Here is a 12,623-nt window from a genome sequence, read left to right as displayed (position 1 = left end):
AACGCGTGGGGCTTGATGACAATAATAACTATTACTTCTTCGCAGCGCGTTCGAAAGAGGCCACGATTTCAGCTTTCGCCGCTTCGGCGTTGTCCCAGCCGTCAACCTTAACCCATTTGCCTTTTTCGAGATCTTTGTAGTGTTCGAAGAAGTGGGTGATCTGCGCTTTCAGCAGTTCCGGCAGGTCGTTCACGTCTTTGATGTGATCGTACTCTTTGCTCAGCTTGGTGTGCGGAACCGCAACCAGCTTGGCATCTTCACCCGCTTCGTCGGTCATCTTCAGCACGCCAACCGGGCGGCAACGCACCACTGAACCCGGCTGCAGCGGGTACGGGGTTGGGACCAGAACGTCAACCGGGTCACCGTCCAGAGAGAGGGTGTGGTTGATGTAGCCGTAGTTGCACGGATAGAACATCGCGGTAGACATGAAGCGGTCAACGAACAGCGCGCCAGTGTCTTTGTCGATTTCGTATTTGATCGGATCGGCGTTTGCCGGGATCTCGATAACTACGTAGATGTCTTCTGGCAGATCTTTACCCGCCGGTACGTTCAGTAAGCTCATGTTTGTTTCCTTTAAAATGTGTGGCAAACAAGTGCCGGGTATTATAGCCAACTCACGCCGAAAGTCTTCGCCTGTTTTCGCTTTCCCCCTGCCAATCGCGCGTTTCTCAGACCATTCACATAACCGAAAAGTACATAACCTCAGCCGCATTTTTCATAGCAAAATGAAAGCGATTACAAACTTGTGATTAACGTTTTATTTACTTTTTTGAAGTGTGATGTAACGCAATTCGTTACATCTTCCATTCGCTATAGTCTCTTCGCGAACATCTTTTAGCCAAACAATAATCACCCCTACGAGGACGTTATTATGTGGAAGCGCTTACTTCTGGTCACAGCAGTCTCAGCAGCCATGTCGTCTATGGCGATGGCAGCCCCGTTAACCGTCGGTTTTTCACAGGTCGGCTCCGAATCCGGCTGGCGAGCCGCTGAAACCAACGTCGCGAAAAGCGAAGCGGAAAAACGCGGTATTACGCTGAAAGTCGCCGACGGTCAGCAAAAACAGGAGAACCAGATCAAGGCGGTACGTTCGTTCATCGCCCAGGGCGTGGACGCCATCTTTATTGCCCCGGTAGTGGCGACCGGCTGGGAGCCAGTGCTGAAAGAGGCTAAAGATGCCGAGATCCCGGTGATCCTCCTCGACCGCTCCATTGATGTGAAAGATAAGTCGCTCTACATGACTACCGTTACCGCCAATAACGTGCTGGAAGGCCAGCTGATCGGCGAGTGGCTGATCAAAACCGTCGGCGATAAGAAATGTAACGTTGTCGAACTGCAGGGCACGGTAGGGGCGAGCGTAGCGATTGACCGTAAAAAAGGGTTCGCTGACGCCATCGCTAAAGCGCCAAACATCAAAATCATCCGCTCCCAGTCCGGCGACTTTACCCGCAGCAAAGGGAAAGAGGTCATGGAGAGCTTTATCAAAGCCGAGAATAACGGCAAGAACATCTGCATGGTTTACGCCCATAACGACGATATGGCGATCGGTGCTATTCAGGCCATCAAAGAGGCGGGCCTGAAGCCAGGCAAAGATATCCTGACCGGCTCTATCGATGGCGTGCCGGATATCTTTAAAGCGATGATTGAAGGCGAAGCCAACGCCAGCGTTGAGCTGACGCCGAACATGGCTGGCCCGGCCTTCGACGCGCTGGAGAAATTCAAAAAAGACGGTACCCAGCCTGAGAAAATGACCATGACCAAATCGACGCTCTACCTGCCGGATACGGCGAAAGAAGAGCTCGAGAAGAAGAAAAATATGGGCTATTAAGTCCGGCGGTTCGTTTCGGGGAGGCCATCATGACCACCGACCAACACCAGGAAATTCTGAGTACCGAGGGGTTAAGTAAATTTTTCCCCGGCGTAAAGGCGCTTGATAACGTCAACTTTAGCCTGCGCCGGGGCGAAATTATGGCGCTCCTCGGTGAGAACGGGGCCGGTAAATCAACGCTCATCAAGGCGTTGACCGGCGTCTACCATGCCGATCGCGGCGTTATTCGCCTCGAAGGCCAGGCGATCTCGCCTAAAAACACCGCCCATGCCCAGCAGTTGGGCATCGGAACGGTCTATCAGGAGGTTAACCTGCTGCCGAACATGTCGGTGGCAGATAACCTGTTTATCGGCCGCGAGCCACGGCGCTTTGGTTTCCTGCAGCGTAAAGAGATGGAGCGCCGTGCCACGGCGCTGATGGCCTCCTACGGCTTCTCGCTTGACGTGCGCGAGCCGCTGAACCGTTTTTCGGTAGCGATGCAGCAGATTGTTGCTATCTGTCGCGCTATCGACCTCTCGGCAAAGGTGTTGATCCTCGACGAGCCTACCGCCAGCCTCGATACCCAGGAGGTGGAGATGCTCTTCACCCTGATGCGCCAGCTGCGCGCCCAGGGCGTGAGCCTGATCTTCGTCACCCATTTCCTCGATCAGGTCTATGAGGTCAGCGACCGCATTACCGTTCTGCGCAACGGCGGCTTTGTTGGCTGCCGCGAAACCCGCGAGCTGCCGCAGATCGAGCTAGTGAAAATGATGCTGGGGCGCGAGCTGGAGAGCAACGCCCTGCAACGGGCGGGCCGGACGCTGCTCAGCGACAAGCCGGTGGCCGCCTTCACCGATTTTGGCAAGAAAGGCACCATCGCACCCTTTAACTTTGCAGTGCGCCCCGGCGAAATCGTCGGTCTCGCCGGGCTGTTAGGCTCCGGACGGACCGAAACCGCCGAGGTGATTTTCGGCATCAAGCCCGCCGACAGCGGCAGGGCGCTCATCAAAGGCAAGCCGCAGACCCTGCGCTCGCCGCATCAGGCGTCGTGCCTGGGGATCGGCTTCTGTCCGGAGGATCGCAAAACCGACGGCATTATTGCCGCGGCCTCGGTACGGGAGAATATTATTCTCGCCCTGCAGGCCCAACGCGGCTGGCTGCGGCCCATTCCCCGTCGGGAGCAGAATGAGATCGCCGAGCGCTTTATTCGCCAGCTCGGTATTCGCACCCCCAGCGCCGAGCAGCCGATTGAGTTTCTCTCCGGCGGCAACCAGCAGAAGGTGCTGCTCTCCCGCTGGCTGCTGACCAAACCCCAGTTCCTGATCCTCGACGAGCCGACGCGCGGCATCGACGTAGGGGCTCATGCCGAAATCATCCGGCTTATTGAAACCTTGTGCGCCGACGGCTTAGCGCTACTGGTGATCTCCTCTGAGCTGGAGGAGCTGGTCGGCTATGCCGATCGGGTGATCATCATGCGCGACCGCAAACAGGTGGCAGAGATCCCGCTCGCAGAACTTTCGGTTCCGGCGATCATGAATGCCATCGCGGCATAAGGAGTAGAGTGTGATGCCCCGTTCCCTTCCGCAAACCGGCCAGCCGAAGCGGCGCATAAGCTGGCCGACGGGTATGCCGCAGCTGGTGGCGCTGATCCTGGTGCTGCTGGTCGACAGCCTGGTTGCGCCGCATTTTTTCCAGATCGTTCTGCAGGATGGGCGGCTATTCGGCAGTCCCATCGATATTCTTAACCGTGCTGCACCGGTAGCGCTGCTGGCCATCGGCATGACGCTGGTGATCGCCACCGGGGGGATCGATCTCTCCGTGGGGGCCATCATGGCGATTGCGGGGGCGACGGCGGCTTCGATGACCGTGGCCGGGCACAGCCTGCCAATTGTGCTGCTGGCGGCCATCGGCAGCGGCGTGCTGGCCGGGCTATGGAACGGCGTGCTGGTGGCCATCCTCAAGATCCAGCCTTTCGTTGCCACGCTGATACTGATGGTCGCCGGGCGCGGCGTGGCGCAGCTGATCACCTCCGGACAGATCGTCACCTTCAACGCCCCCAGTCTCTCCTGGCTCGGCAGCGGCTCGCTGCTGCTCTTCCCTACGCCGGTGATTATCGCTCTGATAACGCTGGTGGTGTTTTGGCTCTTCACCCGCAAGACGGCGCTGGGCATGTTTATTGAAGCGGTGGGGATCAACATCCGCGCCGCCAAAAATGCCGGGGTGAATACCCGGGTAGTCGTGATGCTGACCTACGTCCTGAGCGGCGTCTGCGCCGCCATTGCTGGCATCATCGTCACGGCGGACATTCGCGGGGCGGATGCCAACAACGCCGGGCTGTGGCTGGAGCTGGACGCCATCCTCGCGGTGGTGATTGGCGGCGGCTCGCTAATGGGCGGGCGCTTCAACCTGCTGCTGTCGATTGTCGGGGCGCTGATTATCCAGGGAATGAACACCGGCATTTTACTTTCGGGTTTCCCGCCGGAGCTGAACCAGGTCGTGAAGGCCGTCGTCGTAATGTGCGTGCTGATTGTGCAGTCGCCGCGCTTTATCGATCTGATTAAGAGGAGCCGTGGTCATGATAAAACGTAACCTGCCGCTGATGATCACGCTCGGCGTGTTTGTGCTCGGCTATCTCTACTGCCTGACCCAGTTTCCGGGCTTCGCCTCGACGCGGGTTATCTGCAACATTTTGACCGATAACGCCTTTCTTGGGATTATCGCCGTTGGCATGACCTTTGTGATCCTCTCCGGCGGCATCGACCTGTCGGTGGGGTCGGTGATCGCCTTTACCGGCGTCTTTCTGGCGAAGGCGATTGGCTTCTGGGGCATCTCACCCCTGCTGGCCTTCCCGCTGGTGCTGGCGATGGGCTGCGCCTTCGGGGCGTTTATGGGCCTGCTGATCGATGCCCTGAAGATCCCGGCGTTTATCATTACCCTCGCCGGGATGTTCTTCCTGCGCGGCGTCAGCTACCTGGTCTCTGAAGAGTCGATTCCCATTAACCATCCGATCTACGACACCCTCTCTAGCCTGGCGTGGAAAATTCCCGGCGGCGGTCGCCTGAGCGCGATGGGGCTGCTGATGCTGGGCGTGGTGGTGATAGGCATCTTCCTCGCCCACCGCACGCGCTTTGGCAATCAGGTCTATGCCATTGGCGGCAGCGCCACCTCGGCCAACCTGATGGGCATCTCTACCCGCAGTACCACGATCCGCATCTATATGCTCTCAACCGGGCTGGCGACGCTGGCGGGCATCGTCTTCTCTGTCTACACCCAGGCGGGTTATGCCCTGGCGGGCGTTGGAGTAGAGCTGGACGCCATCGCCTCGGTGGTGATTGGTGGCACGCTGCTCAGCGGCGGCGTGGGAACGGTATTAGGCACGCTGTTTGGCGTGGCGATCCAGGGGCTGATCCAGACCTATATTAACTTCGACGGCACGCTCAGCTCGTGGTGGACAAAGATCGCCATCGGCATTCTGCTGTTTATCTTTATCGCCCTGCAACGCGGCCTGACGGTACTGTGGGAGAACCGGCAGAACTCCCCGGTCACACGGGTGAGCATTCCGGCAACGAAGTCATAACTTTTTGATATGGTTAAAAAATAGCTAAAGCTTTCCCGGTAGCGGTCGATAACTGTTCGAATCAGCACTATTCACGCTACGAAGTCTCTCTGCTACCGGGATCACCATCATGCTTAGAACGCTTTCGATTCGCACTGGCCTGCTCTCTCTGCTGGCCGTAATGACGTTACTCCTCCTTCTGGTCAGCGGCATCGGTATTTATGCCCTTACCCAGAGCTCCTCCTCGCTACAGCGTATTAATCACCTTCAGGGTGAGCAGATGGCAAACCTCAACGAGGGCTATACCCTGATCCTGCGTGCGCGCAACGAAGCCGGACAGGCGGTGCGCATGATGGAGGTCGGGCTGCTGGACGACGCCGGCAAGTCGGTAAAAAACATCAATAGCGAGATCGCGCAGGCCCAGAAAGGGTTGCAGGAGACCATCGACGCGGGCGTCGAGGACGAGAGCGGCAAGGCCCTGCTGGCGGCGGTCGCCAAAAGCTATCAGGCCTACAATACCCAGGGTATCGTTCCAATGCTGAAGGCCCTCAATCAGCAGAGCGCGGACGACTACTACTCCCTACTGGAGAATCAGCTGGTGCCGGTGTCGCGTCAGTTTGATAACGATATGCAGGCGTTTCTGAACTGGGGCGAAGCACGCGGCAAGGCCGAAGTGGACGCGGTACAGGCGAGTAAAAAACGGGTGATGGCGCTGATCGTCATCGCCGCGCTGGTGACCGCCGGCATCATTGCCCTGGCATGGCTGGCGCTGCGCCATATGCTGCTTAAGCCGCTTAACGTCTCTATTCAGCAGCTGGAGCAGGTGGCGGCGGGTAACCTGACGCCGATGCAGACGGAGATAACCAGCAAGGAGTTCTCCCGCCTCAACGCCGCCATTGAGAACATGCGTCACTCGCTGGTGGGGTCGGTGACCCGCGTTCGCGACGCCAGCGCTCAGATCGATACCGGCAGCCGGGAGTTAACCGCAGGCAACGTTGATCTGGCCCAGCGCACCGAGTCTACCGCCTCCTCCCTTGAGCAGACTGCCGCCAGCATGGAGCAGATCACCGCCACGGTGAAGCAGAACGCCGCCAACGCCGAGCAGGCGCACCAGCTGGCGAAGACGGTCTCTGACACCGCCGATCGCGGCAGCGAAATGGTCTGTTATGTGATCGAGAAGATGCAGGATATCTCCGGCAGTTCGGCACGTATCGCCGATATTCTTAGCGTTATCGACGGCATTGCCTTCCAGACCAATATTCTGGCCCTTAACGCCTCGGTAGAAGCGGCGCGGGCAGGGGAGCAGGGCCGCGGCTTTGCGGTCGTGGCGGGCGAAGTGCGTAACCTTGCGAGCCGCAGCGCCGACGCGGCGAAAGAGATCCGCACCCTGATCACCGACTCGCAGACTCACGTTGGGGAGGGGAGCAATCTGGCAATGCAGGCCGGTGAGACGATGGATGAGATCGCCAGCGAAGTAACGCGCATGACGAAGCTGATGCGGGAGATCGCTAACGCGTCCCACGAGCAGAGTCGCGGTATTGAGCAGGTGAATATTGCGGTGAACCAGATGGATGAAACTGCCCAGCAGAATGCCGCTCTGGTGCAGCAGTCCTCTGCCGCGACCCACTCTCTGGAGCAGCAGTCCCGCGAGCTGGTGGCCGCGATGGCCTCGTTCCGTCTGCAGGCCGCAGGCTAAAACACGTTACCCTCTCCAGGCGGAGAGGGTAACGTTACTGCGCGTCAGGCGTCCGGGTACTCGCGCATAAAGCGCTCAACGTCCTCGACCATCGCGTTAGTCCCCACGAAGAACGGACGGCGCTGGTGCAGCGACTCCGGAATAATATCCAGAATACGCTCTTTACCGTCGCTCGCCTTGCCGCCCGCCTGCTCGGCCAGGAAGGCCATCGGGTTGCACTCGTACAGCAGGCGCAGCTTGCCTTCCGGGTGGGTTGCGGTGCTTGGATAGAGGTAGATCCCGCCTTTCACCAGGTTACGGTGGAAGTCCGCTACCAGCGAGCCGATATAGCGCGAGGTGTAGGGACGGTGGGTGAGCTTATCCTCTTCCTGACAGAACTTGAGGTACTTCTTCACGCCCTGCGGGAACTTGATGTAGTTGCCTTCGTTAATGGAGTAGGTCGTACCCAGCTCAGGGAACTGCATACGCTCCTGGCAGAGGGCAAAGACGCCGAGGGAGGGATCGTAGGTGAAAGCGTGTACGCCGCAGCCGGTGGTGTAAACCATGATGGTTGAGGAGCCGTAGAGCACGTAGCCCGCAGCCACCTGCTTGTTGCCCGGCTGCAGGAAGTCTTCCACGGTGACCGGAGTGCCTACCGGCGTGATGCGGTGGTAGATAGAGAAGATGGTGCCCACAGAGACGTTAACGTCAATGTTGGAGGAGCCATCCAGCGGATCCATCAGCACCACGTACTTCGCATGCTCATAGCCATCAAAAACAACGATCTCATCTTCTTCTTCTGAGGCAATACCGGCCACGATATTCCGCGCGCGCAGCGCCGCCTTCAGTTTCTCATTCGCGAACAGATCAAGTTTTTGCTGCACCTCGCCCTGCACGTTTTCGGCCCCGCTGGCCCCCAGAATATCGACCAGTCCCGCTTTATTAATATCGCGGTGGATGATTTTGGCGCCCAGCTTTATCGCTGACAGCAGCGAGGTCAGTTCCCCGGTAGCATGAGAGAAATCATGCTGCTTCTCAACGATAAATTCACCTAACGTTTTCATAACACTTTCCCTGCAATTAATGTGGAGTAAAGCGACTGTAACCATACTAACAAAGATCCGAATTAATGCGCACAGGTGAATCGCGCCAGCCAGAGTGAGATTCCGCTTAAATGCGTTTCTCTGGGCCGGACATGTGAGTAAAATGGACGCCAGTTAAAATAAGGACCGACGTATGCGCATTCATATTTTAGGAATTTGTGGAACCTTCATGGGCGGACTGGCGCTGCTGGCACGTGCTTTAGGTCATGAAGTAACGGGATCGGACGCCAATGTGTATCCGCCGATGAGCACCCTGCTGGAGAAGCAGGGCATCGCTTTAATTCAGGGTTACGACGCCAGCCAGCTCGATCCGGCCCCGGATCTGGTGATTATTGGTAATGCCATGACGCGGGGCAATCCGTGCGTTGAGGCAGTGCTGGAGAAGAGCATTCCCTATATGTCCGGCCCGCAGTGGCTGCACGACTTTGTGCTGCGCGACCGCTGGGTGCTGGCGGTAGCCGGTACTCACGGTAAAACCACCACGGCGGGCATGGCGACCTGGATCCTCGAAGCCTGCGGCTATCAGCCTGGCTTTGTGATCGGCGGCGTGCCGGGCAACTTCGACGTCTCCGCGCGCCTGGGCGACAGCCCGTTCTTTGTGATTGAGGCCGACGAGTATGACTGCGCGTTCTTTGATAAGCGCTCCAAGTTCGTACACTACGCGCCGCGCACGCTGATCCTCAACAACCTTGAGTTCGATCACGCCGACATCTTTGACGATCTGAAGGCGATTCAGAAGCAGTTCCACCACCTGGTGCGTATCGTGCCGGGGCAGGGCAAGATCATCCTGCCGGAGAACGACATCAATCTGAAGCAGGTGATGGCGATGGGCTGCTGGAGCGAGCAGGAGCTGGTGGGCGAACAGGGCCATTGGCAGGCGAAAAAGCTCACTACCGACGCCTCGCAGTGGGAAGTGCTGCTGGACGGTGAGCGCGTAGGCCAGGTGAAGTGGGATCTGGTGGGCGAGCACAACATGCACAACGGCCTGATGGCGATTGCCGCCGCCCGCCACGTCGGCGTCACGCCTGCGGATGCGGCTAACGCCCTCGGCACGTTCGTCAACGCTCGCCGCCGCCTGGAGCTGCGCGGCACCGCCAACGGCGTCAGCGTCTACGATGACTTCGCCCACCACCCGACCGCGATCCTGGCTACCCTCGCCGCGCTGCGTGGCAAGGTTGGCGGCACGGCGCGCATTATTGCGGTGCTGGAGCCACGCTCGAACACCATGAAGATGGGTCTCTGCAAGGACGATCTGGCCCCGTCGCTGGGTCGGGCCGATGAGGTCTTCCTGCTGCAGCCGCAGCATATTCCCTGGCAGGTATCGGAAGTGGCGGAGGCCTGCGTGCAGCCTGCCCATTGGCATGTGGATGTCGATGCGCTGACGGATATGATCGTGAAAACCGCCCAGCCGGGAGATCACATTCTGGTGATGAGCAACGGCGGCTTCGGTGGCATCCACCAGAAGCTGCTGGACAGGTTAGCGCAGAAATAAGCGTTGTAGGCCGGGGAAGCGTTAGCGCCACCCGGCGTTTACACATTACTCTTCGGCTTCCGACAGCTCGCGTAGATACTGGAAGATCAGGCGCGCGGACTTCGGCGGCTTGTTGCCGTCGCGCTCTTTCTGCGCGTTACGGATCAGCGAACGCAGCTGCTGACGGTCAGCGTTCGGCCACAGGTTTAATACGTCCGGCACCGCGTCATCACCCTCGGCGATCAGGCGATCGCGAATGTGCTCCAGCTTGTGGAAGAACGCCACCTGCTGGTTATGGCGGTTTTTCAGCTTGTCCAGCGCCTGGCGAATCGGATCGACGTCGCGCTGGCGCAGCAGTTTGCCAATCAGCTGCATCTGGCGGCGGCGGCCCTCTTTCTTGATACGCTGCGCCAGCTCAATGGCCGCGCGCAGATCGTCATCCAGCGGGATCTTATCGAGGGCGTTCTTGCCCAGGTCTACCATCTCTGCGCCGAGGCGTTTTAACTCTTCCGCATCGCGCTTAATTTCACTTTTACTGACCCAGATGATCTCATCATCTTCATCGTTGATATCATCACCGGGTACGTCGTCGAGCCAGTCATCGGGCTGCTTGGTCATCTCAGGCTCCTTAAAAAAGAGGCTAATACTAACACCCTGGGAGCACACTGAGAATGGGTTCTCTGTTAGACTTCTTTAAAACTCCCCTTACATTATGGCATTGGCGATGAAAGTAATCACACAAGTTGCAGAGCAACGCAAAGCACTGGAAGAAGCCGTCTCCACCGCCCTGGGCTTAGCCGCAGGTAAATCAGACGGCGCAGAAGTGGCGGTATCAAAGACTACCGGTATTAGCGTCAGCACCCGCTACGGTGAGGTGGAGAACGTTGAATTTAATAGCGATGGCGCACTGGGCATCACCGTTTATCATCAAAACCGCAAGGGCAGCGCCTCGTCCACCGACCTGAGTCCGGACGCTATCGCCCGCACCGTGCAGGCGGCGCTGGATATTGCCCGCTACACCTCGCCGGATCCGTTTGCCGGCGTTGCGGACCGCGATCTGCTGGCGTTTGAGGCCCCGGATCTGGACCTCTTCCACCCGGCAGAGGTTACGCCGGATCAGGCCATTGAGCTGGCCGCCCGCGCCGAGCAAGCGTCGCTGAAGGCGGACAAGCGCATCACCAACACCGAAGGCGGCAGCTTCAATAGCCACTACGGGATTAAAGTCTTCGGCAACAGCCACGGCATGCTGCAAAGCTACTGCTCCAGCCGTCACTCGCTCTCCAGCTGCGTGATTGCTGAAGAGAATGGCGACATGGAGCGCGACTACGCCTACACCATGGGCCGGGCGCTGGGGGATCTCAAGTCGCCAGAGTGGGTAGGAGACGAGTGCGCGAGACGCACCCTGGCACGTCTCGCGCCACGCAAGCTCTCCACCATGAAAGCACCGGTGATCTTCGCTAACGAAGTGGCCACCGGGCTGTTTGGCCATCTCGTCGGGGCGATTGCTGGCGGCGCGGTTTACCGTAAATCTACCTTCCTGCTGGACTCCCTCGGCAAGCAGATCCTGCCGGAGTGGCTGACCATTGAGGAGCACCCGCACCTGCTGAAAGGGCTGGCCTCAACGCCGTTCGACAGCGAAGGGGTACGTACCGAACGCCGGGACATCATCAAGGATGGCATCCTGACCCAGTGGCTGCTGACCAGCTACTCCGCACGCAAGCTGGGGCTGAAAAGCACCGGTCACGCGGGCGGCATCCATAACTGGCGTATTAACGGGCAGGGCCTTAGCTTTGAGCAGATGCTGAAAGAGATGGGCACCGGGCTGGTGGTGACCGAGCTGATGGGCCAGGGCGTGAGCGGTATTACCGGCGACTACTCCCGCGGCGCGGCAGGTTTCTGGGTAGAGAACGGCGAAATTCAGTACCCGGTGAGCGAAATTACCATCGCTGGCAACCTCAAAGAGATGTGGCGCAATATGGTGACCATCGGTGACGATATTGAAACACGCAGTAATATACAGTGTGGTTCAGTGCTGCTGCCGGAGATGAAGATCGCCGGGCAGTAAGTCATTTTTAACAATAATAAAAGGACATGAGCAATGCGGAAAACGTTGTTAGCGATGTTAGCAGTCTCCTCTTTCGTTCTGGCCTCTTCTGCCGCGTTTGCGGCAGATCTGGAAGAGGATATGGAGACCCTCAACGATAATTTGAAAGTGGTACAGAAAACCAGTGATGCGGCGGAGATGAAGGATGCATTAACCAAAATGCGTACCGCCGCGCTGGACGCCCAGAAAGCGACCCCGCCGAAGATGGAAAACAAAGCGCCAGACAGCCCGGAGATGAAGGACTTCCGCCACGGGTTTGATATTCTGGTTGGTCAGATTGACGGTGCGCTAGAACTTGCCAACGCGGGTAAGGTGAAAGAGGCGCAGGCGGCAGCAGAAGAGTTTAAAACCACCCGTAATACTTATCATAAGAAGTTCCGCTAATATAACGGCGGGAGTCACCTCCCGCCGGATCTCTCTATTCCACCCCGCCATCAGGATTATGCCTGGCTTCGACTACCTTTACCTCCGCCGGGGAAATAACCTGCTGCAGATCCTGCCGCGTTATTCGCTGCCCGGACAGGGTATCAATTATTTCTTCGCTGCCGTTTGGGTATTTAGTAATTGAAACGAGACGCCCGCCATACAGCGGAATACCGGTTAATTCCATCGTATAGTCGGTCTTCTTTATCTCCTCTTTTTTTATCTGCTGCTGTTTATCGATCTCATCCTGCGTTTTAGACGTGAGCGTAATCTTCGTGCTGCTGTCGTCAGAATTTGTCGTATTATTATCGCTATTAATCTCTGCTAATTTGCTGTTATTTAGCAGAGTAGATGGGTTATCGCCGTTAGATAAATGCGAATCACCCTGCGCACTGACGGCGCTTATTTTATCTATGCCATTCATCATCATCTCCGAAAAAATATGCTGTGCAGAAGACAGGGGAACAGTGCCCCCAAGGGAGGT

12 protein-coding genes are annotated in these 12,623 nt (G+C 57.9%); 8 read left to right on the top strand and 4 right to left on the bottom strand.

The window, feature by feature from the left end:
- Positions 1-31: 31 nt before the first annotated feature.
- Positions 32-562, bottom strand: a complete 531-nt coding sequence (gene ppa / locus NR795_RS14340) for an inorganic diphosphatase (RefSeq protein ID WP_042388429.1) — start codon at positions 560-562, stop codon at positions 32-34.
- Between the two features lie 309 nt (positions 563-871).
- Here ppa and ytfQ point away from each other — a divergent pair, with 309 nt between their 5' ends.
- From ytfQ to NR795_RS14315, 5 genes are all read left to right on the top strand, one after another.
- Complete coding sequence (gene ytfQ / locus NR795_RS14335; RefSeq protein ID WP_042388427.1) at positions 872-1,828, top strand: galactofuranose ABC transporter, galactofuranose-binding protein YtfQ; 957 nt, start codon at positions 872-874, stop codon at positions 1,826-1,828.
- Between the two features lie 29 nt (positions 1,829-1,857).
- Entirely contained in the window at positions 1,858-3,360 is a 1,503-nt protein-coding gene (gene ytfR, locus NR795_RS14330; RefSeq protein WP_144816500.1) for a galactofuranose ABC transporter, ATP-binding protein YtfR, read from the top strand.
- A gap of 10 nt (positions 3,361-3,370) precedes the next feature.
- A complete protein-coding gene (ytfT, locus tag NR795_RS14325; RefSeq protein WP_238081746.1) occupies positions 3,371-4,396 on the top strand; it encodes a galactofuranose ABC transporter, ATP-binding protein YtfT in 1,026 nt (341 codons plus the stop codon).
- Entirely contained in the window at positions 4,383-5,384 is a 1,002-nt protein-coding gene (gene yjfF / locus NR795_RS14320) for a galactofuranose ABC transporter, permease protein YjfF (RefSeq protein ID WP_042388421.1), read from the top strand. The genes ytfT and yjfF overlap by 14 nt, the downstream gene beginning before the upstream one ends.
- Positions 5,385-5,493: 109 nt before the next feature.
- The gene (locus tag NR795_RS14315; protein ID WP_238081742.1) at positions 5,494-7,059 is read left to right on the top strand and encodes a methyl-accepting chemotaxis protein; all 1,566 of its coding nucleotides are present in this window, start codon (positions 5,494-5,496) and stop codon (positions 7,057-7,059) included.
- Between the two features lie 44 nt (positions 7,060-7,103).
- On the opposite strand, the gene fbp is transcribed toward NR795_RS14315, so the two are convergent.
- Complete coding sequence (gene fbp / locus NR795_RS14310; protein WP_144816493.1) at positions 7,104-8,102, bottom strand: class 1 fructose-bisphosphatase; 999 nt, start codon at positions 8,100-8,102, stop codon at positions 7,104-7,106.
- Between the two features lie 172 nt (positions 8,103-8,274).
- On the opposite strand from fbp, the gene mpl reads away from it, so the two are divergent.
- Positions 8,275-9,633 (top strand): UDP-N-acetylmuramate:L-alanyl-gamma-D-glutamyl-meso-diaminopimelate ligase, encoded by a 1,359-nt coding sequence (mpl, locus tag NR795_RS14305; protein WP_144816490.1) that lies wholly within the window; start codon positions 8,275-8,277, stop codon positions 9,631-9,633.
- Between the two features lie 45 nt (positions 9,634-9,678).
- Here the strand turns inward: mpl and yjgA are convergent, their stop codons facing one another.
- A complete protein-coding gene (yjgA, locus tag NR795_RS14300; protein ID WP_144816488.1) occupies positions 9,679-10,230 on the bottom strand; it encodes a ribosome biogenesis factor YjgA in 552 nt (183 codons plus the stop codon).
- A gap of 94 nt (positions 10,231-10,324) precedes the next feature.
- Between yjgA and pmbA the strand changes: the two genes are divergently transcribed.
- Positions 10,325-11,677: a metalloprotease PmbA gene (pmbA, locus tag NR795_RS14295; RefSeq protein ID WP_144816486.1), complete on the top strand. Its 1,353-nt coding sequence runs from the start codon at positions 10,325-10,327 to the stop codon at positions 11,675-11,677.
- 33 nt (positions 11,678-11,710) lie between these two features.
- Positions 11,711-12,100, top strand: coding sequence for a cytochrome b562 (gene cybC, locus NR795_RS14290; protein ID WP_144816483.1), 390 nt, complete (start codon positions 11,711-11,713; stop codon positions 12,098-12,100).
- Between the two features lie 34 nt (positions 12,101-12,134).
- On the opposite strand, the gene NR795_RS14285 is transcribed toward cybC, so the two are convergent.
- A complete protein-coding gene (locus NR795_RS14285) occupies positions 12,135-12,563 on the bottom strand; it encodes a hypothetical protein (protein ID WP_257758573.1) in 429 nt (142 codons plus the stop codon).
- Between the last annotated feature and the right edge of the window lie 60 nt (positions 12,564-12,623).

The organism is Pseudescherichia sp. L3, assembly GCF_024656065.1.
GTDB lineage: Bacteria > Pseudomonadota > Gammaproteobacteria > Enterobacterales > Enterobacteriaceae > Pseudescherichia.
This window is presented reverse-complemented; position numbering and strand designations above follow the sequence as displayed.

Bases quoted from the DNA above. Each gene is read 5' to 3' on its own strand.
- ppa (WP_042388429.1), bottom strand. From the start codon at position 562: ATGAGCTTACTGAACGTACCGGCGGGTAAAGATCTGCCAGAAGACATC.
- ytfQ (WP_042388427.1), top strand. From the start codon at position 872: ATGTGGAAGCGCTTACTTCTGGTCACAGCAGTCTCAGCAGCCATGTCG.
- ytfR (WP_144816500.1), top strand. From the start codon at position 1,858: ATGACCACCGACCAACACCAGGAAATTCTGAGTACCGAGGGGTTAAGT.
- yjfF (WP_042388421.1), top strand. From the start codon at position 4,383: ATGATAAAACGTAACCTGCCGCTGATGATCACGCTCGGCGTGTTTGTG.
- NR795_RS14315 (WP_238081742.1), top strand. From the start codon at position 5,494: ATGCTTAGAACGCTTTCGATTCGCACTGGCCTGCTCTCTCTGCTGGCC.
- fbp (WP_144816493.1), bottom strand. From the start codon at position 8,102: ATGAAAACGTTAGGTGAATTTATCGTTGAGAAGCAGCATGATTTCTCT.
- mpl (WP_144816490.1), top strand. From the start codon at position 8,275: ATGCGCATTCATATTTTAGGAATTTGTGGAACCTTCATGGGCGGACTG.
- yjgA (WP_144816488.1), bottom strand. From the start codon at position 10,230: ATGACCAAGCAGCCCGATGACTGGCTCGACGACGTACCCGGTGATGAT.
- pmbA (WP_144816486.1), top strand. From the start codon at position 10,325: ATGGCATTGGCGATGAAAGTAATCACACAAGTTGCAGAGCAACGCAAA.
- cybC (WP_144816483.1), top strand. From the start codon at position 11,711: ATGCGGAAAACGTTGTTAGCGATGTTAGCAGTCTCCTCTTTCGTTCTG.
- NR795_RS14285 (WP_257758573.1), bottom strand. From the start codon at position 12,563: ATGAATGGCATAGATAAAATAAGCGCCGTCAGTGCGCAGGGTGATTCG.